We start from the raw sequence: 22,281 nt of genomic DNA, 5'->3' as shown, positions 1-22,281 counted from the left end.
TTCTATTTTTCGGTCCATAGTTATCTACTCGCCACTTTTAACCTGGAGCCTCGAGCCTCGTGCCTGATTACCTATACGATCCCATCCGCAAGAAGGATGTTCCCGCAACTCCCGAGGAACACGTGCGTCAGGCTACGGTACGCTACTTGCTGGACCAGGTGAAGGTTCCGGAACATTTGATCGCGGTGGAGTTTCCGCTGGGTATGATCGACCCGAAAACAGAGGACCGCGTCGACATTATGGTCCACAATTTTCGTGCAGGGGCGACCATTGACAAACCTTGGCTTTTGGTGGAATGCAAGGCTCCTGGGGAATACAACTGGCCGGTATTGCAGCAACAGCTGAACAAGTACCTGCAGTTTCTTACCCCAAACTATGTGATGCTTTCCCTTGGCGATGCCGTGCGCTATTTCGCTTTGGATCCGGAAACAAAACGATTTCAAAAAATTGACGCACTGCCGCAGTTTCAATAACGTAGGCTTAGACTCCCCTTAGCCACTTTACTGAACTACGGAAGAAACTTCGCCGTCCTTGAAACGAGTGGTGAGCTTGTCGCCTGTTTTAAGCTGACTTGCATTACGAACAAACTTGCCGGTAGAGTCTAAGGTCAGGGAGTAACCCTTTGCCAGAACGGTAGCCGGGTCGGCAGCCTTTACCTTGGTTTCCAACAAAGTAAATTTTGACTTTGCCAGGTCAAGAATTTTTCGTGTACCTTGGTGAAGACCTTCTATGTTGCGGTCAAGGCGTGCATTTTCACTACGGATGATATAGCTCAAGTCTCGTTTGAGATTGCTTCCGCATACCACAAGTTTCGTTTTTTCGCCTTGGATGCGGCTTGTAACTTTCTGCTGGAGAGTTGTCCCGAAATTGGCGAGGGCTTGGTTTGCGTGAACCAGTGTGTCCTTGGCTCCCGCTGCAATTTCCTGGGCGGTGACTTGCATCCTGTTCCAGCTTTCGGCAACGCGATCAACCAGCTGCTTTGCGGTGTCGGTCGGAGTGATGCAGCTCTGGTAAGCCACTTCGTCCAGCAGGCTCTTGTCGATTTCGTGACCGATGCCTGTGAATACGGGAACGGGAAAGTTTGCAACAGCTCGACACAAGGCTTCGCTATCGAAGAAGTTCAAGTCCGTCTTGGACCCGCCTCCTCGAACAATACAAACCACGTCAATGGCGTCTACTTTTGCAAGTTTTTCCAGTGCCGTAAGCACCGTGGCCTCGGTCTCTGCACCTTGCATTTTCGCATAGATGGTCATGACCTTGAATGCGAAGGGGGAGTCTGCCAGCTTCGTGGTGAAGTCCTTGTAGGCGGCGGTGCCTTCGCCGGTAATCAAACCGATGCGCATGGGGGCCGGAGCAAGCTCCAGCGATTTATTCTTCTCGAGAAGGCCCTCCAAAGCTAAACGCTTCAGAATTTCGCCTCGTGTGACAGCCAGTTCTCCGATGGTGTATACCGGGTCAATGTCCAAAATCTGTGCCTGCAACTTTCCATAGGGCACGTAGATTTCGGCCTTGATTAAAAAACTGACCTTAAGTTGTTCCTTCAGCTCAAAAGGCTTGCCGCAGGCCATGATCTTTGACTGGATGGCAGCAAAGCGTCCTGCAAAACAGGAAAGGCTTACTACAGAAATAGGCTTGACGTTACCCTCTTCAAAGTCCGCAATGGTCAAATAGACGATATTTGGCTTTTGCGTAATCTGGGTAATGACACCACGAACCCATACAGCAGGGGTTTCTTCCACCTTTCTCTTGAGGGAAGTCATGTATTGGGTGACTGTATAGGATCTTACTTCTGTTTCCACAGTGAGAATATAACTATTTTATGGATACTATGGCAAAAGTTGTATCCGCAATGGAAGTCCGTCAAAATTTTGGCAACCTTCTGAACCAGGTTGCCATCAAGGACGAAGAAATCGTTATTGAACGTGCCGGCAAGCCTCTTGCTCGCCTGGTCAGTGTTTCTGCACCGTCTGCCGGTAAGCTGGACTTCCGCGATATAGGAAAACTTCCCAATCAGATTTGGGAAGTTTAATAATTAGTCTTCTTCAGACTTTGCAATGATCATGACATCCAGGGTGTCTCTCATTGTGGGGTCTGCAATACTTTCTGCAATCAGTTTGGCGGTTTCTCCGTCGCTATCATTCTGTACGATCAAGTAGCTTGCAGAAATTTGCTGTTCTCCGGTTCCGTTGCTCTGGCAGGAAGAAATCTTGTACTTGTTATTGATGTACTGGAGGTCTTCGCAAGGAACATACCAACGAACGTTGTCACCGACTTCCTTCCAACCCTTATCCTTGTTCGGTTCCATCAAGAAGACGAACTTGTTGAATCGGATGGTGTCGCCCGGAACGGGGCTGATGACCTTGTAGGTGTTGTCCTTTTCGGTATTGTAGAACTCCATGGATTCTACAGAACCGAGCTGCTGGACGAGGGTGTGAAGCTGAAGAACGTAACGCATGGATTCAGAAACCTGGTCGAGAGGTTCCGAATTTAAGCGGAGGTAGTGGAGGTAGTAAGGACCTTCCGGCATATCCTTGGTGACGGAGAATCCACCACCATAGACAGAGTTTACGGTGGCCTGCTTTTTCTGGTTCTTGTCAAGGATTTCAATGGTTACGGGGCTAACTCTGTTTTCGTCGGAGTAGTTGGAAATCTTGTGCTCAACAAGAATGGAATCACCCTTCTTGAAATCGCCGATCCAGATGTACTGTTCCTGGCGGAGGTTGTACTTGTAGATGGCTTTTTCCGGATCGTCCTTCGGTCGAGTGCGGGTGAACGTTGCACCCGGCTTTTGGATGGAGTCCGGATTTGCAAAATATTCACCTTGTTCCAAGGCACGGGCCTTTGCTTCTACATCAATAAAGGCGAAGGGGCCGGTAAGGGCGATGAAGGCTGCGTCTTCGGTAGCAATATTCAGAGTCCATTCTACGGAGCCGTTGGGAACGAGCAGAGTGTCGAGATCCTTGGTATGGGTGCCGACAACGTCGTCGCCATCCTTGAGTTGGATCTTGGAAATGTTCTTGCCGAAGGACTTGAGGTTGATGCTGTATCCTTCCGCGGCATCGAATTCGATGTCGATTTCTTCCAGGGAATCGCTCATGGGAACGACGCCGCGGATTGTGTCGGTCATCTTCATGGAAATGGTCTTGGTATCGCCTACGTAGTTATAATAGGCGGTATCAACCACAGCCTTAAGCTTCAATGCGGATTCATTTGTGAATTCGCCGGAAACTTCCACGTAGTAGTGGCTCTTGTTGAAGACGATGAATTCGTTGGAGTCATTGAACATCTTTGTGGTGTCGGAACCGAAACCGGGGACGATGTAGTTTGCGAAGACGGAATCCTTGCTGTTTGCGCTCTTCGGAACGGCAGTGACGGCGCGGAGGTATTCGCCCTGTTCATTCTTGATTCGAATCTTTGCGTCTTCCAGTTCGGATGCGCCTACGAAAACCTTGATTCGGCTTCCCTTGACAAATTCGCCCAGGTACAGCGGAATGGAGGTGGCGCTGCTGTCGATGTAGATTTCCGTGGAGTCTTCGCCTTCTTCACCTACGTCGATGTAGAGACGCATGGTGTCGCCAAGAACAATTTCGCCCTTGTAGTCTACGTCTGCACGGTCGTTGCTAAATGAACTGCTAGACTTGAATGAGGCGACAGAAGAACTGCTGTCGTCTTCAGGGGACGTGGAACCTTTGTCGCAGGCGGTAAGTCCTGCGAAGGTAAGCGAAAACAAACCTAATGCAATAAGTTTCTTGATGCTCATCTTTGTATTCCTAGTTCAAGATGTAGAATTTCTGTTCTGCGGTGAATGCTTCGCCGATGACCTTCAGCGTGTACTTGCCTGTGGGGAAGGCCTTTGCCTTAAACTTGAAGTTGGTCTTCTTTTCGCCATCCAGGTCACGTGCTGCAACGGTGAGCATGCGCTTGCCGAATTCGTTGACGATTTCGATTTGTACAAACTGCGGATAGCCGACGGTCAAGTCAAAGTTGCAGTCGAGAGAGAACTTGTCCACATTGACCTTTGTCAAAGTATAACCGCCGTCCATGGCGTCGCCGCCCACGGAACGGGTGTTGTCGAAATAGCCCACGTACAGAGACGGTGCGAACTGCTTGCCTGTACTGGGAGAAGGCATGATGGTTTCGCCCTGATCCACTGCGGTAAGGATCAAAGTGTAAAGGTTGGAAGCATGCTTACGCTTGAAGAATTCCGTAAGGGTCGGTGAACGGAGGAAGGCTCCCAGAGGAGACTTGGGGTTGAGGGTGATGATGCCCAGGTATTCTGCGTACTTGGTATCAACGCCACCACCGGAGTTCTTGCGGATGTTGAACTGGCCGCCAGCCTGGGGAAGGTTTGCCGGAGCATTTTCCCAGGTAAGTTCGTTTTCGGACCAGTCAATGCCAAGCTTCTGATCGCCGAAGAACATGTCCTTGGAGGTTTCCTTCAGACCGAAGATGTTGAGCTGGACCGGCTTCTTGATGGAATCCGGCATGACCAACTGCAATGCAACGTCAAACAGCGGACCCGGCAAAGCGGAAAGGTCGAACTTCAGATAAAGCTTGCCTGCCTGTTCCGGAACGTTTGCTACGCGCAATTCCGGATCGCTGCTGTGGGGACTGTAGTTGTCGAATTCTGAAATCCAGGTTGCTGCACCACGGCCACTGGGAATGTTGTTGCCGCTGTTGTCCATGGTGGTGTAGCGCTTGTCGAATACGTAGACCTTACCGGTGTCTGCACCAGTCTGGTAACCGTCGTCGCCAGTGAGGATCACGTTGTAACGGCCACTTGCTGTAAAGGAAACATCTGTTTCGTATGCCGTGGTGTCGGAGAAGATTGCTTTACCCGGACCCAGAGCCTTCTTCCAACGGACGGGAACTTCGCAAAGACCGTCACCGCGGCCATCGTCTTCAACAATGCCGGAAATGCGGAGACGGTTCGGTTGCACCAGGATCATTTCCTTGGGAATGGAAACGTTGGGCTTTTCGTTGGCACCTTGCTTCGGGGCGTAGCCTACGAACAAGGGCAGCATGGCGCCTCCGTTTTCCGTGTGGAGGAGCTGCTTTCCGAAGAGAGCCTTGATGGCGGAAGCCTGACGGGAATCTTCAACAACCTTAAGGAAGGGGTTGCCGCGGGTCAAGGTTTCGCGGAGACCCATAATGCTGAGGCCGGAATTGTCGTTGATGAACATGGGGCGTTCCTTGGCCTTTTCGCTGGCTTCGACTTCTACGCCGATAAGTTCGGCAGAACCCTTGTTGAAGTTCTGGAGGACAGTGTTACCCTTCTTTGCTGTAAGGCCGAGAATCCAGATGGTGCCACCGTTGTTGGTAATCTTCGGACCCTTGGTGTCGCCGATCATGGTCACCTGACGGCCCCAGAGCCTCTGGCTGTTAATCTGGATTGTTCCGATGGAAACGTCTTCCATAAAGATGTCGCCCTTGCCGAATTCGTCGGTTTCAAGAGACTTCACCATCATGTTCTTCATCAAGATGGTACGGGTGGATTTCTGGATGATGCCGTTGCCGAATTCAGAGAAACGTTCGATGGTGAGTTCGTTGAACGCACCCTTTTCAATGATGAACTTGCCCTTACCGTCGATGCGGGCTTCGGTACCGAGAATGCGGCGGACGCGGTTGCGGACATAAATGTCGCGGTTGATGGTCCAGCGGCCTCCCGGCGGGAAGTAAAGGGTTTCTGCACCGTCGTCGATGGCTTCCTGAATTGCCTTGGAATCGTCGGAACCGGTGTTTGCCTTTCCACCGTAGTCGCCAGCGATGGTAATCCAGTCACCAGCTTTCTGTTCGGCGAAGTTCGGGGTTTCTGCCACAGGTACGCGCATGGACTGCTTGGGGCTATGGCAAAGCTGTTTGCTAGCTTCGGTGGTGTATTCAATAATTTCACTGTTGGTCAGTTCCTCCATGACACCTTTCTTGTTGGACCTCAACATGGTGTGGAACTTGCTGACCTTCATGGAACGGGCGAACAAATGGCCTTCGTTGACAATGGCTGTAACCTTGGAGGGCTTCTTTTTACCCGGATCGTATTCCAAAGTACCATCCACAAGGCTCATGATGGAATATTCGCCGTGGTTGTAGACTGCAGGGACGGAACCCTTGAAACGAAGGGCGCGGACTGCCAGGTTCATATCTTCGTTTTCAAGACCGTATTTGGTCTGGCCACCCAAGGTCACGTGTTCCATGGTGACGGAGCCGGTTTCACCCTTGGTGTAAATGCCAGTTTTGAATCCGCGGACTTCCACATTCTTCAACAGAAGGGGGCCAATCTTGTCGGTAAAGCTGATGTCGATACCGTAGACACCGGTGGTGTCGTTGGAATAAATCTTGACGTTGCTGATGGTTCCCTGGTTGGCGGCGTTGAACTGCACACCGATGGCACCGGGGTTGCCCTTGCCGGTTCTGAGGGTTAAGTCACGAATGGCATTACGGATACGGGGTTCCGGACCGGTACCAGTGTAAAGTACAGCCTTGGGGAAGTCTTCGTTATCGAAGCCGTAGGTGCTGTCGGCCAGCTGGATGATGGTTCCACCGATGCTCTGACCCTGCAAAATGGTGCGACGGGTGGCGGTTTCGTCCTTTTCAGTCTGTGGCCAAGTCAGCTGTTCTGTAATCTTGTAGATACCATGGGGAAGGTAGATGATGTAGTCACCATCCGGATGGTCGTTCAAAGCCTGTTGGATGGCTTGGGTGTCATCATGCTTGCCATCGGCTTTTGCAAAGTAAGGGTCCTTAGTGACGTTTACGACTTTAGAACCGATGGGGAATTCCACCTGAGCGAAAGCGCTACAAGCAAAAAGTGCTAATAATACTGTTAAACGACGCATAATAATCCTCTGACCAAATACTTTAAGAAGTTAGTAAAAAAATCTATACGTTTAAGAAGGTCTGTTTTTGTAGTGGCCTAAAAGCCCGTTTCTTTGCATTTCTCGTATACAAAGGGATTATGGTCTCCTTGAACCTTGAAAATTCGCCTGTCTCGTTCGCATTCCCTGGGGGTGACGGGGAATTGGCGGTCCCAGGCTTCAAATAGCTTTCGGTCTTGGCTGGAAAGCTTTACGCCGTAGGTCTTTTCCATGTAGAAACTGACTCTGGCGATGATGCCGCGGGCTTCTTCTCGGGGCTGTGCTTTTTTCAGCTTGAAGTCCACGATGGTTTTGCATTTGCCGTACATGGGCTCGGGATCGTTGGTCCACTGGCTGTACATAAAGTTGTTGCGGTCGCCGTTGACTTCGCCGATGGCGGGGTAGAGGTTGTGCAGGTCCCCTTCCATGATTTTGAACGTGTCGTCGTTGGCGCTGCAGTTCTTGCGGCCTCCTTCTTTCCAGCAGGGGAGAAAGTGACCCATGTTGTGGGCGGTGACGATGTGTTCCCATTCGATGGATTCGGCGCGTTTCGTGCTTTTTCGTTTGGGATTGTAGCGAGGCTCAAAATCGCAGGTGGAAAAATCCACGTGTTTCTTGTCCATGTATTTGCAGCCGCAGTACAAAGTTTCCTGCAGGTCCCCATAATAGATGCGACGCATTTGCTGGCCGGCGCCGCGGTAGTCGTAGTGCTGCGCCTTTGCTTCGGGGTCTACCTTTGCCTGGACTTCTGCAATCAACGCAACAAGGACGATTACCAGAAAGACAAAAAGAGAAAGGGGCTTTGCCTTTGTGATCTTGCGACGCATATAAGAACCTATCTAAAAAATGATATAGAAAATGAAACCGGTTATTCTTGTAAATTAAATCGTATCTAAAATAAAGATACTTCATTTTCGGAGAAATGGAATGTTCTATATTATAAGGCATGCTCTATGATGGTATAGAATATCTGAATTCCCGCTTGATGTTCGGGATGATGCCTGGTTTGGAATCTACTCGCTGCCTTTGCGAAGCCCTTGGAAATCCTCAGAAAAAGTTCAAGACGATTCACGTTGTCGGTACAAACGGCAAGGGTTCAACCAGCTACTATTTATCAGGTGTTCTGCAGGCTCACGGCTTGAAGACTGCTTTGTATACCAGCCCCCATCTGGTGAACCTCCGCGAACGTATTCGAGTGAATGACGAACCCATCAGTGAATTTGATTTGAACCGCTATCTGCTTCAGGTCAAGGATGCTGCGGACCTGGTGAATAAGGATCGCGCGGAAGCTGCAAAAATTGAGCCCACCTTTTTTGAAGTTTTGACTTTGGTCGCGTTCTTGCATTACGCAAATTCTGGCGTTCAGGTTGCCGTTCTTGAAGCAGGAATGGGTGGCCGTCTGGATAGTACCGCTGTGGCCGATGGCGATGTAGCTGTGGTGACAAGTATCGGCTTGGAACATACAGAAGTTCTGGGCGCTACCGAAGTTGCAATTCTAAGAGAAAAAATGGGTGTGCTGGGAACGTCTTCGGATAAGGTTTCTGGAAAGACTTTTGTTCTTGGCGGATTGTCTTCGGAAATGTTGGCTGAAGCTCAAGAATATGCGAAGTCCCTTGGGGCAAAAGTCGTTGTCCCTGAAATTCGTTTCGATATTCAATTGCCTAACTTGGGCCAGCATTACGTTGAAAATGCAAGCTTGTCCCTGGCGGCGGCAAAGATGTTCTTGAATGTTGTTGTCGGTAGCTGTGCTAATGGCGTGGGCTACGACGATACTCTGGCTTTGAAAACCTTGGAAAAACGTTCCTGGGCGGGCCGTATGCAAAAGCTGGAAAATGCCCAAGGCCAGGTGGATTTTATTCTGGATGGAGCCCACAATTCCCATGCGGTTCGTCGCCTTGTGGAATCCTTGGACAAGTATTATCCTGGCAAAAAGTTCCACTGCGTCTTTGGAGCCCTCAAGGACAAGGACGTAGATGAAATGCTGAAACTGATGGCTCCTCACGTAAGCCATTGGCATATTACCAAAACGCCTTATCCCCGTTTCCGTGAACTGGATGATTTGCGAGGGATCTTAAGCGACTTAGGCTTGCCTGTTTCCAGTGAAGGTTTGCTTTGCCGTGAATTTCTGGACAGTGTTTGCGCCGCTGCCGATGCTGACGCCGAAAACTCCGAAAATAAAAAACTCCCCGTTTTGATTACGGGAAGTCTTTACATGATTGGCGAGAGTGTCCAGGCTCTTAAATCCGATTACGAAGGCTTGTCCTTCTTCCGCGGATTAGAACCGACCACTAACGAACATCGCTAGTTTCTTCGGAATATTCGATATCCAGTTCGCTGTAGGCCTTCTGGGCCAATTCGCGAACAGCCTGCTTCTGTTCTTCAGTCAGCTTCTGTTCGGTGTCTTCAACGGACTTGATGTATTCTTCGATGAGGGAAGTGTTGAGGGTGACGATGCCGTAAACCTTGAATTTGCCTTCTACGGTTTCAACCTTGACGTTGGTCATGGTTGCGCCATTCAGCTGCACATCAACGGTGGTCTTGACGGTGCTCTGGAAATGTTCTGCCACAGATTCCATACCATCGACGGTGATCTGTTCCTTGAAACCCTTGGTAAGTGACTGAACTTCTGCATCAATAAGCTTGGCCAAGTCTGCACGGGCATTCACGTCGGCCTTGTCGTAAGCTACGGTTTCATCGGAAGAAATGCCTACACCAATTCCTGCCAGCTGACCATCACGGATTAACTTGTTCTTAGTGGTAATCAGTTCGCTGAGAGCGTCTGCGGCCTTTTCCTGTGGGGTACTTGCGCAACCGGCCATCATGGCGACCACGGCAAGAGCTGCCATCAACTTTTTCATTCTTGTTCTCCTTGTAGGGAAACCCTAAAATTCATTTGTCTGTTTAAAATTTAATTAAATTTTAGGGGTGGAGTTAAAAGAGAACCTATGAAGAGATTTTTTACAGTTGTTTTTACTTTGTTATTAGTCCTTGCGGGCTGTAACGGAAATAAGGATCAGGGTAAAAGTGGCCCTGGTTCTAATGAAGTAAATAATGCAGCCGCAGAGGATTCTGTAGATAACTCCAAATTTGTGACAACTGCCAGCAGCATTATTGGCGACGTATTGAAACAGCCGGGTGGTCAGGGCGATATTTGGAAACAAATTCGTATTGGCCAAAAAGTCGTTGAAGACGACCGCGTTCAAACGAGAATTGAATCTGAAGCAAAGCTTGTTGCAAATGAAGGTTCTGTTTTCGTCATTTCGGAAAATTCCGATGTGACCTTGAAATCTGAACAGGATTCCATCGGGTCTAAAATTGTCTTGGTTGCTATTGGAAATGGTAAGGTTTATTTCGATGTCCAAAAGCAGAGAAATGCCTACTATAAAATGAAGACGGGTAACGCAAACGCTGCTATCCGTGGTACCGCAGGCTTTGTTGGAATTGCGAAGAACAAGACTGTGGTTTCCTTGAAGGAAGGTCAGGTGGATGTTTCCAGCAAAACAGGCCAAAAGAAAATGCTGTTGGAGAACCAGACCGTTCTTGTTGATGAAAACGGTGACGCAAGAATGTTGGACCTTGCCTCCTCTGGTACAGAATACTTGGTGAAGGTGATTGATTCCTTGACTGCGGTAATCGCAGAACTTACCTCCCAGTCTCTTGAAAAGAACTTGAAGACTTTTGATGATAGCTATGCTGAACGTCAAAAGGCTTATAGGAAATCTCTTGAATTTAAGTCCAGTCCCTTGGATACACTTTATGTTCCCTCAGTTACGTTGCAAGCTCGTGTGACTCCGGGAACAATTGTTACCGTATGGGGCGAACGTGTGAAGGTTGGCGCCGATGGCTTCTACCGCAAGGAATTCTCCTGGGGTATAAAGGCCTACGGAAAGAAGCGTTTCATTGCAACTTGTAGCGATGGCAATGTTGAAGTGGAATGTTATAGATGGGTGGCCCAGTACGTGCCTCCCGAAGGCTATGAAGAGCCGCCTACCATTGATGACCTAGTCGTTGATTTGGGTGAACGTGATGAACGCATCCATGTTGATCCGCCGGCAACAAAGTACAATACCAACATGAAGATTAATCTTGCTGGAATTGCAAAGTCCAACCTGAAGGAAATTGATTCTATTGTCGTCCGTCGTGGCAAAAGAATTGTGAAGACGATTCGTGAACGAGATTTGACTTCCTTGGAATATGAACTTCCCATTGAACTCAATCGCAATAAGATTGTGGATTTCGAAGTGGTGGTGGCTGCCAAGAATGGAAAGAATTACTCTGCTAGAAAAACTTATGAGGCATTCTGCTTGATTACCAATCACCCCGGTGGAAAGGCTCGTAACAGAATTGTTTCTGAACGTCAGGAATACCAGCGTTTGGTTCAGTCCAATGGTTTGTCTAGGGAATAGCGGGATTTGTTATAATTTTGAAAATGGATAAGATGATGAAACTTTTGAATTTCTTGGTTGCACTTGGTGTTTTGTGCTTTGTGGGCTGTGCTGGAAATCAGCCTGCACAAGAAACGGTGAAGACTGTTCCTGCAGAATCTGAAGAAGAAGCTCCCGTGGAACTGGTTCGTATTCCCTTCAAGATAGCGCCTACTGTTTTGGTGGCTCCTGCTTTGACTGGAAAAATGAACGCGAACATCGAAGTGGTCCGTTCCAATCCCTTGGCAAAGACTGCCATGGAAGTGATTAACGCTTACCTGACCAGTAGAGATTATAACGTGGTCAGCTTGGAAAGTCAGGCTCAGCTTGATGAAGTTGTGGAATTGCAGTCTGCCATTGCGGGCAACGATGAAGACTTGGCTTATGCGGCAGGCCTCACAGTGGGTGCCGACATCAATATTACTTACGCAGGAACGATTCATGAAAACGAAATCGTGATTGACTTGAATGCTAGCGAAGCTTCTACGGCACAACTTTTGGGAAGTGAATCTGTTCAAATGACAATGACTGCGGGAGAATCTCAGCGTGCCTTTGTTCAGAAGGCTATGCAGAAGGCAATCGTTGGCTTGGAAAATAAGATTCGCACTAAACTTGCCGCACAATTGGAACTGGGCGTGCAGTATAAAGTGGTTGCTCATTTGACCGGTGAATTTACGGACGATCAGGCTGAAGAAATTTCCAACATGGTTTCTGTGCAGATCCGTAAAAAGTTCAATAAAATGCAGGTCCTTTCCATGAGCCGCAATACTTACGACTTGATGATTTATGCTGATCCGGATAAGTATGAAGACGCCCAGATGGTTTATGGTGAATTCTTTGAAACCCTGAATGGCCTTGCCAAGGTTAGAAAGCAGAACATTACCAAGAAACTGATTATCCTGGAAATTCAGTAATGAAAAAGATGACCCGATTTATTTCTGCTTTGGCAGCTTTTGTTCCCGCCTTGGCCGTGGCAGCAAACATGGTGACTTATACCGCAACGTCCAAGATATCTCAGAAAGACGCTGACAAGAAGGCGATGGAAGGTGTTGCCATGCAGGTCAGTTCTGCGGTGAAATCTTCTATGGAAACTCATACCACCGAAGACGCGGCAGGCAATGTCCAGTCTACTTTTGAAAGTAGGAAGTCCGTTTTTAGCAATGTCCTGTTGAAAGGCGCAAAGATCGTTGCCGCTCCTGTGAAGGACGGCGTGTATCAGTCTACGATTACCGTGGATTTGGACCAGCTGGCTTCCAAGATTCTTGTGGATATTGAACAAATGCGTATCCAGATGAATTCCAAGGATTCCGTAATCCGCTTGGATATGTTGGATCGAGATTACCGCAAGGTGGCAAAGGACATGGTCCTTTTGGAAAAGATGGCTGGGGATTATAACGACCTTTTGGAAGACTTGTCCTTTGTTCAGGCAGTTCCCAAGAATCTACGCCTGGAATCCACCTTGGCGGAACTTACGGAATTCATGACCGCCAATTTGTCTTCTGTGAAAATGGAAACAAATTTGACCAAGGAAACCTTGGTGGTGACTGTTGTTGATTTCGTTGGTCCCATTGCGGATTTCCCCATTGCCATCACCCAGGATCACAAGAACCTGGCTGCGGCAAAAACCAACAATAAGGGTAAGGCTGTTTTCTCGCTGAAAGATGTGATGAAAAAGAAACCCAGCGGTGAAGTGATTGTCCATGCGGATATGAACTTCAAGTTTGTGCGTCAGTCTTCCTTGCTTACCAAGACCGTTGCCTACCAGGCTAAAAAGACGGGTTGTGCCTACCAGTTGGCTTGCTCTGGCGAAGTGGCGGAATGCGGCGCATTGCAGATGTTCTTGATGGATGCTGGTGTCGCGATTTCTGATGATTCCAGTTTGCCGACGCTTTCTGCAACCTTGAACTTTACCGACAAGCCGAATTCAGGAAGATCCCTTTATACTTCCCGCGGAACCATTGCGATGAAAGCTGGCTCTATAGAACTTGTGGAACAGCCCCAAGGCGTGGGAAGTGATGCCGAGGCTGCTCACGTGAAGGCCATTTCAAAACTTTCTGTGAACAAGGTCTTGGACGCTTTCGGAAAAGGCTGCAAGAAATAAAATCGTAACTCAAATGCAAAAAAATCCTGGGTTTTGGCCCAGGACTTTTTTTCTTCAAGAACTGCGCGGAGGATTCCGCGCGAATTCCTAATTACTTGTTATTGAGCTTGATCAAGTTCAGAGCGGAACCGGCCTTGAACCATGCCCACTGCTGTTCGTTGTAGGTGTGGTTCAGGGTGATGTTGTCGGCGGAACCGTCTTTGTGGTGTGCCACCAAGGTGAACGGCTTGCCCGGAGCAAACTCGGTGAGGCCGAGAATGTCGAACACGTCCTGTTCCTGGATCTTGTCGTAGTCTGCCGGGTTAGCGAAGGTGAGTGCCAGCATGCCCTGCTTCTTCAGGTTGGTTTCGTGAATACGAGCGAAGCTCTTCACGATCACAGCCTTAACGCCCAGGAAGCGGGGTTCCATAGCAGCGTGTTCGCGGCTGGAGCCTTCACCATAGTTTTCGTCACCGATAACGATGGAGCCGATGCCCTTGTTCTTGTAAACCTTAGCAAGTTCCGGAACTTCCTTATAGGAACCGCACTGGCAGAGAACCTTGTTGGTTTCGCCATTGAATGCGTTCACAGCACCGATGAGCATGTTGTTGGAAATGTTTTCCAAGTGACCGCGGTAGTTGAGCCACGGACCTGCCATAGAAATATGGTCGGTGGTGCACTTGCCCTTGGCCTTAATGAGGATCGGAGCGCCCATGATGTCCTTGCCGTCCCATGCAGCAAACGGTGCCAGAGCCTGGAGACGCTTACTTTCCGGATTGATGGTCACGGTGATGGAGGAACCGTCTTCTGCCGGAGCCTGGAAACCAGCGTCCTTCACTTCGAAGCCGTTGACCGGAAGTTCGCACTTTTCAGGAGGATCCAACTTCACAGCCTTGCCTTCGCCATTGACGAGGGTGTCGGTAGCCGGATTGAAAGTGAGCTTGCCGGAGAGAGCTGCGATTACAGCCATCAACGGGGAAGCAACGAAAGCGTGAGTGTTGGGGTTGCCGTCAGCGCGCTTTGCAAAGTTACGGTTGAAGGAGTGAACGATGGTGTTCAATTCCTTCTTGTCGGCACCAGCACGGTCCCAACGGCCAATGCAAGGACCGCAAGCGTTGGTCATGATCACTGCGCCGAACTGCTTGAAGATGTCGATGAGGCCGTCGCGTTCAGCGGTGTAGCGAACCTGTTCGGAACCCGGGTTGATGATCAGCGGGCACTTCGGGCCGAGACCCTTGGCGAGAGCCTGCTTGATCATGCTTGCTGCCATGTAGAGGTCTTCGTAGCTGGAGTTGGTGCAGGAACCGATGAGGGCTGCGCTAACTTCGTCCTTGGATTCCGGCTTTGCGTCTGTTGCCTTGATGGATTCTGCCATGTCGGTGATTGCGAAAGCGCGGTCCGGGCTGAAGGGGCCATTGTAGTGGGGAACGAGAGTGGAAAGATCGATTTCCACAACGCGGTCGAAGTACTTTTCCGGTTCGGCTTCAACTTCCGGGTCTGCCTGGAGGTAAGAAGCGATCTTGTCGGCGGCTTCGGCAACTTCTGCACGGCCGGTAACCTTGAGGTAACGGCTCATGGAATCATCGTAGCTGAAGGTGGAGCAGGTTGCGCCCACTTCTGCACCCATGTTGGCGATGGTTGCCTTGCCGGTAGCGGAGAGGCTACGTGCGCCTTCGCCGAAGTATTCAATAATAGCGTTGGTGCCGCCCTTAACGGTGAGGATGCCAGCCAGCTTCAGGATGATGTCCTTAGCGGTTGCAAAGCCCTGGAGCTTACCGGTGAGCTTCACACCGATCATCTTCGGGTACTTCAATTCCCAGGGGAGGCCAACCATGGCATCCACAGCGTCAGCACCGCCAACACCGATAGCCAGCATGCCGAGACCGCCTGCGTTCACAGTGTGGGAGTCGGTACCGATCATCATGCCACCGGGGAAGGCGTAGTTTTCGAGAACCACCTGGTGGATGATGCCTGCGCCCGGAAGCCAGCAGTCAATGCCGTACTTGGCGGAAACGGACTGGAGGAAGTCGTACACTTCCTTACTGTCGGACTTTGCCTTCGGGAGGTCAATTTCCACACCTTCCTTGGCGATAATCAAGTGGTCGCAATGTACAGAACTTGGAACAGCGACCTTGGATTTTCCAGCAGTTGTAAACTGGAGGAGAGCCATCTGGGCGGTAGCGTCCTGCATTGCCACGCGGTCCGGATGGAATTCGGCAAAATCAGTACCACGAACATACTGCTTGGATTCTGCACCATCGATCAAGTGGGTGTAGAGAATCTTTTCTGCAAGGGTGAGGGGACGGCCAAGGAGCTTGCGTGCACCGTCAACGCGGGCCGGCATCTTGGCATAGACCTTCTGGATCATGTCGAAATTGAAAAGCATAGTTACCTCGTTAAATTTTAACGGCCAAAATTTAGAAAAATCAAAAATCGGCTGGATTACTCCAACCGATTATATTGCAAAAATTGTGCCAAGAATTGAAGTGAAAGCTAGTTGCAGTTATCCGGGATATCCAGGGTGTAGGAACCGTCTGCTTTGAAAAGGGTGTCGGGGACGCAAGATGGCTCCTCGAAAGCGTCGTTGCCGGCGGGTACTTCGTAGTCAAGGTCTTTTTGCTTACATTTCTTGATAGCCTGTTCCTTTGTCCTCGCGATTGCGATAGAATCGGACACTGTATATGAACCGAATGCGACTTCTTTGATGTAATCATCTTCGCAAACCACGTACGCACCATTGGCTGTATCAGCGCTTTGGGTCATTTGGTTACACATGTCTTCCATGGTCATTTTTGTATAAGGTTCCATGCCGACGAAAACAGTTACTGTGATGCTGTCGTTTTTGATGAGGTTGCGGTATATGGCCTTGATTTCAAATCCTGATTGAAATTCAATGGAGGATTCAATGACTTCATTTCCTTTTTCATAAACGGAACATTGGAATCCATTGATGGAATCGCCTTTGGCAACTGAATAAATTTCACTTCCGTAACCTGCAGGATTGTTTGCCCAGCGCTCGGGGAAAACGCCGCTGGTTTCATCGGCATCGGTGCCGCTGGAACAGGCGTTGATTAATGCGATGGCGAATGCGCTAACCCAAATAAACTTTGACTTGATCATAGTCAAATAAACCTCCTAATTTCTGTATGCAAAAAAAATAGAAAAAGTCCTGCGATTTGGCTCGCAGGGCTTTTTGTTGAACTAAGTCTGTTAATTACTTGTCCAGGCAACTGTCCAGAACTGCGATGATCTTCTTCTTTTCCATGTGCTGGCCGATGAAGACGAGGCGGATGATACGGTCGCCGTATTCATCGTCCCAAACATTCTTCAGGTCAGGATTCTGGGCGAGAATGTAATCCTGGGTAGCCTTGTCTTCTGCAGCAAACCAGCGACCGAAATTCTGTGCGGTTGCCTGCTTGCCTGCCTGTTCGAACAGGTAGCTTTCGGTACGTTCGTCAGCGAACCACAGGAGACCCTTGGTGCGGATGATTGCGTTAGGATAATCGTCCAGGAATGCTTCGAACTTCTTGCGATCGAAGGGACGGCGGCGTTCATACACGAAGGTAGAAATGCCGTATTCGTCACCATGGGGATGATCCTTGTCGTGATGATGACCGCAGTGGCAAACGCCGTGTTCGTGATCGCAGTGGCTGTGGTCTTCATCGTCGTGGTCATGATGGTGATGTTCATGATCGTGGTCATCGTCATCATCGTGGTGATGGTGATGATGTTCATGTTCGTCTTCATCGTCATCATCATCGTGGTCGTCGTCGATCTTGTTCAGTTCGATGGCCCAGGCAGCGCCTTCAGCAACCTTGTCGAAGTCAAACTGCTTGGTGTCCAGGATTTCCTTCATTTCCACCTTGCCGAAGTTGGTCTCGATCATCTTGGCGGTGGGCTGGAGGGCCTTCACAACAGCCTTCACATGTTCCAGGTCTTTCTTAGAAAGGCTGTCCACCTTGTTCAGGATGATGGTGTTGCAGAATTCGATCTGCTGGATCAGCAGGTTTGCAATGTCGGTTTCTTCCAGGTCCTTTTGGAGAAGCTTTTCGCCACCAGCGAATTCGTCGGCCAGACGCAGAACGTCTACCACTGCGGTTACGCTGTCCAAATGGCAGGGGAGAGGTTCGCCATTCTTACCCTGGAGCTGGGAACCAGCCATGCAAATGGTCTGTGCGATAGGCACGGGTTCGCAAATGCCGCTGGCTTCAATAAGGATGTAGTCGAACTTGCCGGTTTCAAGAATTTCGGCAATCTGTTCCAGCATGTCCTGCTTCAGGGAGCAGCAAATGCAACCGTTGGAAAGGGGAACCAACTTGCCGGAATCTTCCTTGGTGATGTTTCCACCCTTTTCGATAAGGGTCTGGTCAATGTTGACTTCGCCAATGTCGTTGACGATAACAGCTACGTGATAGCCTTCCTGATTGTTAAGAACGTAGTTGAGGAGAGTAGTTTTACCGGCTCCTAAGTAACCGGTGAGCACTGTAATAGGTACTGATTTTTTCATGGTCGATAATCTAGCAATTTTTTTATTTTTAGGCTATGGATTACAAGTTTGCAATATTGCTTATTATCGTTGTGCTGGCTATGGCACTGTGTTTTTTCGTGGTAAATCCCATTGCCAAGAAAATTGCCGAAAAGACTCCCAATAAGTTTGACGACCTCCTGGTAGAAAAGAACTTTTTCTCCAGGGGGTTGCAATTCATGCCGGCTGCCGTATTCAGTACCGGAATTGCCGAAATTTTGCCTGCGGGATCCACCCTTCTGGACTTGTGTACCCGAGTCTCCAACGTGTGGTTTGCACTGGTTGGTTTTGCGGTAGGCTGCTCTATTTTCGATGTGATCGAGGCGTTGAACGATAACAACCAAAAGACCAGGAATAAGCCTTTGCATGGAATCTTCCAGGCCATCAAACTGGCTATTTTCTGTGTTTGCGCCATTGTTATCGTTTCCCAGGTTTCTGGCAAGAGCCCTGTGTTTATTTTGTCTGCATTGGGTGCCGCCGCTACCGTGCTGATGTTGATTTTCCGCGACTCTATTTTGGGCGTGGTTTCCGGTATCCAGATCAATATTTCTGATTTGCTTCGCAAGGGCGACTGGATTGAAATTGAACGCCACAATGCCGACGGTACGGTTATCGACATCACTTTGACTTCTGTGAAGGTCCGCAACTGGGACAAGACCATTTCTGTAATTCCAGCCTACGATCTCATTACCAACAGTTTCAAGAACTGGCGCGGCATGGAAGAATCCGGCGGTCGCCGCATCAAGCGCTCTCTGCTCATTGACCAGCAAAGCATTCGCTTCTTGACTCCCGATGAAATCGAACGCCTTTCCAAGATTGAAATCCTGAAGCCGTATATGGATGAAAAACGTGTTGAGCTTGCATCGGAATTTACCGCCAAGTATGGGGAAGGTGCCGTGCCCAGTGAATTGGATATGGTGAACAGCCGTCATCTCACAAACATCGGAACCTTCCGTGCCTACTGTACGGCCTACCTGCGTTCCTTAGAAGATGTGGCTCAGAACATGACCTTGATGACCCGCCAGTTGCCGCCGTCCCCCGAGGGCTTGCCTCTGGAAATTTACGCCTTTACCAACAAGACAGAATGGATTACCTACGAAGGAATCCAGGCGGATATCTTTGACCACCTGATTGCTGTGCTTCCGGAATTTGGCCTTAGTTTGTTCCAATATGCAGGATATTTGAGAAAGTGATTTTTTAATCTGTTCGTAGAGCAAATCTTGAAAAACGGGAGGTTTGTGGACCCTATGAAAAATATGAAGTTTAATTTTGGATTTAGTGCGATTGCCGTTGGTGCCTTTGCCCTGGCTTTGGGCCTTGCCGCCTGTGGTGATGGCGGCTCTACAAACGGACCGTCAAATGATGATGATTCTTCGTCTTCTAGAGTCATCCTGAGCTCTTCTTCCAGTGTCATCCCGGGCTCCGACTCGGAATCTCCATCCTCCTCCAGCGAAAAGGATGGTTCCTCTTCTAGCGTTGCCCCGAGCTCCAGCAGTGTCATTCTGAGCTCATCGAGCGAAGAATCTAGCAGTAGTGTGTCTGTTGTTGATCCGACAACCGTTGTAATGGGAACTTTAATCGACGCTCGCGACGACCAGGTATACAAGACTGTCACCATTGGCTCCCAGACCTGGATGGCGGAGAATCTGAATTACGATGACGGGAATAGCTATTGCTATGAACTAGACAATGCATGGTGCGAAAAAAACGGGAGACTGTATCCGTGGCTTGATGCGATGAGAGTTTGCCCCTCCGGCTGGCATTTGCCCAGCGATGATGAATGGATTACCTTGTGGACTGCTGTTGGTGGAGACAGTGTCGCCGGTGCGAAGTTGAAGTCGACCGATGGTTGGAATGAAGGTGGTAATGGCTCTGATTCCTTTGGATTTGCTGTTTTGCCGGCCGGATACTTTGACTACGATCTCAATTTCAATGATGAAGGCAGCTACGCGAATTATTGGAGTTCAAGTGATCCCGATAATCTTTACCCGGTTTTTTGGTACTTCTACAACGAAGGCGACGGTGTGTACGATTACGTCAACGACAAAAGCTACGGGTTGTCTGTGCGATGCTTAAAGGACTAGCTGTCTGTGGCGTTGCCGAATTTGCTTGCTTACTATCAAAAAAGCAGCTTTGCTTTATAGATTTACTTGTAGAATAAATTTTTACTTGGCAGGGATGAGGCTCCTCGTGAATAATATGAAGTCAAATTTTGGATTTAGTACGATTGCGGTTGGCGCCTTTGCCCTGGCTTTGGGCCTTGCCGCCTGTGGTGAAAATGGAATGTCTTCGACAGACGTTAGCTATGGCACCATGACCGACGCCCGCGACGGTCAGGTCTACAAGACAGTTAAGATTGGTGTCCAGACCTGGATGGCGGAGAATTTGAACTATGATTATAATGTAGGCTCTGCTAAAAGTTTTTGCTACGACAATAAATCAAAGAATTGTGATAAGTATGGGCGCCTGTACCTATGGCCTGCGGCTATGGATTCTGCAGGGTTATTCTCCAAAACAGGTCTGGGTTGTGGTGTTAAAGCTGTTGACGATAATAAATATGGGTCGTCTTGTGATGTAAACGGTGTCGTTCAAGGAGTTTGCCCCGACGGGTGGCATTTGCCTAGTGTCGAAGAATATGCGTATCTTATGTATAGTGTCGCTCAATACTATGACAAAGATCATTTTGCTGGACGTGTACTGGAGGCAAAAAAAGGCTGGCCTTCGCATTACAAGCAAGGTACTGACAATCTTGGGTTTACCGCACTACCTGCAGGCCAAGTTAAATCGGATGGCTTATCCCGTGAATCTATAGAATTTAGTGGTAAAGATTCGTTAGCTGTTTTTTGGACTACCAATTTCGGTAGAGAAGTTTGGCTGAGTCTTAGACGAGGTTATTTTGATTACGGTATTTATGGTGACGGATATGTCCCCTTTACCAAAGGTTTTTCTGTTCGTTGCGTCAGTGATGAATATTCAGAAGAGATTGAAGACGACTTATGTGTTCCGTCGGATTCGAATATTGTGAAAGATACGATAGTTGATTCTCGTGACGGCCAGGTTTATAGCATCGTTACCATTGGCGAACAAACTTGGATGGCGCAGAACTTAAATTACGACAACGGATCCGGATATGCGGGATGTTTTGAATACGATATAAATAACTGTAAGAAATATGGTCGCTTGTATTCTAAAACTGGCGATGGTTTATCTGGGGACAAGGCAAATCGTATTCAACTATGCCCACAGGGCTGGCATGTGCCGAATAATGAGGAATGGAATACTCTGTTTGATTTTGTTGGAGGCGCGGATTCTGCAGGTCAATATCTAAAATCCTCTTGTTATTGGAAAAACGGTGAAGAAAATAGAGACCGCTTTGGATTTTCTGTTTTACCTGCTGGTCATAGTTATATTGATAATGCTCTCCATACGGATGGGTTTAATGTTTTTGGAAAATATGCAAGTTTCTGGAGTATTAGTGAAACGTGTGATGTTGAAAACGACTTTTGGGATGAGGAATGGGACGAATTTTATTATGTGAGTTTTGACGAACATCAGGGTGTCGAAGTTAGTGTGAATGAAGATGAAGTTGATTCTCGGTACATCCGTTGCATATCCAGTGTCATTTCGGACACCGACCCGGGATCTAGCAGCTCCGTTGCATCATCAAGTTCTTCATCTTCATCCGTCATTCTGAGCTCATCGAGCGAAGGAACTAGCATCAAGGATGGAAGTAAATACGATGCGTCGGCAAATACCTTGACCGACCTCCGTGACAACCAAGTCTACAAGACAGTAACCATCGGCTCCCAGACTTGGATGGCGGAAAACCTGAACTACGCATACACTGGCGTGAAGTACAATTACAGCAGTTACACCTCCGATTCCACCAGCTGGTGCTACGAAAACAAGGCTTCCAACTGCGACAAGTATGGTCGCCTGTACACCTGGAGCGCCGTGATGGATAGTGCTGCCCAGTTCAGCGTAAACGCAGGAACCAAATGCGGCTACGGTAAGACCTGTACCCCTAATAGCCCCCACCGCGGCATTTGCCCCGAGGGCTGGCATGTGCCCACGAACGTGGAGTACAGCACCCTGTACGCCTACATAGGTGGATCCAGCACTGCCGGTTCGTTGTTGAAATCCACCAGCGGCTGGAATGATTATTACGGCAAGAGCGGTAACGGTACCGACAAGTATGGCTTCTCGGTGCTCCCCGTCGGTTACAGGCGCGAACGTGGCCATTTCCTCAATGAGGGCTACCTCGCCAACTTGTGGTCTGCTTCTGAGTACAGTAGCTACGGCGCGTGGTACCAGAACTTCCGCTACGATTACGACTACGCACTCCAGAACGACGACTACAAGACCTACGGTCGAAGTTTGCGTTGCCTCAAGGACTAACTT

17 protein-coding genes are annotated in these 22,281 nt (G+C 49.0%); 9 read left to right on the top strand and 8 right to left on the bottom strand.

Features of this window, described 5'->3' with window-relative positions; genetic code table 11:
- Positions 1-59: 59 nt before the first annotated feature.
- Positions 60-473 (top strand): type I restriction enzyme HsdR N-terminal domain-containing protein, encoded by a 414-nt coding sequence (locus MJZ25_10810; protein MCQ2124664.1) that lies wholly within the window; start codon positions 60-62, stop codon positions 471-473.
- A 27-nt stretch (positions 474-500) separates the two neighbouring features.
- Here MJZ25_10810 and xseA read toward each other — a convergent pair whose 3' ends face one another.
- Complete coding sequence (xseA, locus tag MJZ25_10805; protein ID MCQ2124663.1) at positions 501-1,799, bottom strand: exodeoxyribonuclease VII large subunit; 1,299 nt, start codon at positions 1,797-1,799, stop codon at positions 501-503.
- A gap of 29 nt (positions 1,800-1,828) precedes the next feature.
- Between xseA and MJZ25_10800 the strand changes: the two genes are divergently transcribed.
- Complete coding sequence (locus MJZ25_10800; GenBank protein ID MCQ2124662.1) at positions 1,829-2,029, top strand: type II toxin-antitoxin system Phd/YefM family antitoxin; 201 nt, start codon at positions 1,829-1,831, stop codon at positions 2,027-2,029.
- A gap of 3 nt (positions 2,030-2,032) precedes the next feature.
- On the opposite strand, the gene MJZ25_10795 is transcribed toward MJZ25_10800, so the two are convergent.
- The 3 genes from MJZ25_10795 to MJZ25_10785 all read right to left on the bottom strand — a co-directional run bounded on the left by MJZ25_10795 (position 2,033) and on the right by MJZ25_10785 (position 7,678).
- Complete coding sequence (locus MJZ25_10795) at positions 2,033-3,760, bottom strand: hypothetical protein (GenBank protein ID MCQ2124661.1); 1,728 nt, start codon at positions 3,758-3,760, stop codon at positions 2,033-2,035.
- Positions 3,761-3,770: 10 nt separating this feature from the next.
- Entirely contained in the window at positions 3,771-6,833 is a 3,063-nt protein-coding gene (locus tag MJZ25_10790; protein MCQ2124660.1) for a hypothetical protein, read from the bottom strand.
- 77 nt (positions 6,834-6,910) lie between these two features.
- Positions 6,911-7,678 carry an endonuclease gene (locus MJZ25_10785; GenBank protein MCQ2124659.1) on the bottom strand — a complete coding sequence of 256 codons (768 nt, stop codon included), beginning with the start codon at positions 7,676-7,678 and terminating at the stop codon, positions 6,911-6,913.
- Between the two features lie 119 nt (positions 7,679-7,797).
- Here MJZ25_10785 and MJZ25_10780 point away from each other — a divergent pair, with 119 nt between their 5' ends.
- Complete coding sequence (locus MJZ25_10780; protein MCQ2124658.1) at positions 7,798-9,156, top strand: bifunctional folylpolyglutamate synthase/dihydrofolate synthase; 1,359 nt, start codon at positions 7,798-7,800, stop codon at positions 9,154-9,156.
- Here the strand turns inward: MJZ25_10780 and MJZ25_10775 are convergent.
- Entirely contained in the window at positions 9,140-9,709 is a 570-nt protein-coding gene (locus tag MJZ25_10775; protein ID MCQ2124657.1) for a hypothetical protein, read from the bottom strand. The genes MJZ25_10780 and MJZ25_10775 overlap by 17 nt on opposite strands.
- 87 nt (positions 9,710-9,796) lie before the next feature.
- On the opposite strand from MJZ25_10775, the gene MJZ25_10770 reads away from it, so the two are divergent.
- Genes MJZ25_10770 through MJZ25_10760 form a run of 3 tightly spaced genes read left to right on the top strand, consistent with a single transcriptional unit; the run spans position 9,797 to position 13,376 of the window.
- The gene (locus tag MJZ25_10770; GenBank protein MCQ2124656.1) at positions 9,797-11,257 is read left to right on the top strand and encodes a FecR family protein; all 1,461 of its coding nucleotides are present in this window, start codon (positions 9,797-9,799) and stop codon (positions 11,255-11,257) included.
- A 23-nt stretch (positions 11,258-11,280) separates the two neighbouring features.
- Positions 11,281-12,189, top strand: coding sequence for a DUF6175 family protein (locus MJZ25_10765; protein MCQ2124655.1), 909 nt, complete (start codon positions 11,281-11,283; stop codon positions 12,187-12,189).
- A complete protein-coding gene (locus MJZ25_10760; protein MCQ2124654.1) occupies positions 12,189-13,376 on the top strand; it encodes a hypothetical protein in 1,188 nt (395 codons plus the stop codon). The genes MJZ25_10765 and MJZ25_10760 overlap by 1 nt, the downstream gene beginning before the upstream one ends.
- A gap of 91 nt (positions 13,377-13,467) precedes the next feature.
- Here MJZ25_10760 and MJZ25_10755 read toward each other — a convergent pair whose 3' ends face one another.
- From MJZ25_10755 to MJZ25_10745, 3 genes are all read right to left on the bottom strand, one after another.
- Positions 13,468-15,741: an aconitate hydratase gene (locus MJZ25_10755; GenBank protein ID MCQ2124653.1), complete on the bottom strand. Its 2,274-nt coding sequence runs from the start codon at positions 15,739-15,741 to the stop codon at positions 13,468-13,470.
- Positions 15,742-15,848: 107 nt separating this feature from the next.
- A complete protein-coding gene (locus MJZ25_10750; GenBank protein ID MCQ2124652.1) occupies positions 15,849-16,475 on the bottom strand; it encodes a hypothetical protein in 627 nt (208 codons plus the stop codon).
- Between the two features lie 94 nt (positions 16,476-16,569).
- Positions 16,570-17,862: a GTP-binding protein gene (locus MJZ25_10745; GenBank protein MCQ2124651.1), complete on the bottom strand. Its 1,293-nt coding sequence runs from the start codon at positions 17,860-17,862 to the stop codon at positions 16,570-16,572.
- Between the two features lie 35 nt (positions 17,863-17,897).
- Between MJZ25_10745 and MJZ25_10740 the strand changes: the two genes are divergently transcribed.
- The 3 genes from MJZ25_10740 to MJZ25_10730 all read left to right on the top strand — a co-directional run bounded on the left by MJZ25_10740 (position 17,898) and on the right by MJZ25_10730 (position 22,278).
- On the top strand, positions 17,898-19,073 hold the full coding sequence (locus tag MJZ25_10740) for a mechanosensitive ion channel family protein (protein MCQ2124650.1): 1,176 nt from the start codon (positions 17,898-17,900) through the stop codon (positions 19,071-19,073).
- Between the two features lie 54 nt (positions 19,074-19,127).
- Positions 19,128-19,964, top strand: a complete 837-nt coding sequence (locus MJZ25_10735) for a fibrobacter succinogenes major paralogous domain-containing protein (GenBank protein ID MCQ2124649.1) — start codon at positions 19,128-19,130, stop codon at positions 19,962-19,964.
- 115 nt (positions 19,965-20,079) lie between these two features.
- Positions 20,080-22,278 carry a hypothetical protein gene (locus MJZ25_10730; protein MCQ2124648.1) on the top strand — a complete coding sequence of 733 codons (2,199 nt, stop codon included), beginning with the start codon at positions 20,080-20,082 and terminating at the stop codon, positions 22,276-22,278.
- Positions 22,279-22,281 lie beyond the last annotated feature (3 nt).

The sequence above is a fragment of the Fibrobacter sp. genome (genome assembly GCA_024399065.1).
Lineage (GTDB): Bacteria > Fibrobacterota > Fibrobacteria > Fibrobacterales > Fibrobacteraceae > Fibrobacter.
This window is presented reverse-complemented; position numbering and strand designations above follow the sequence as displayed.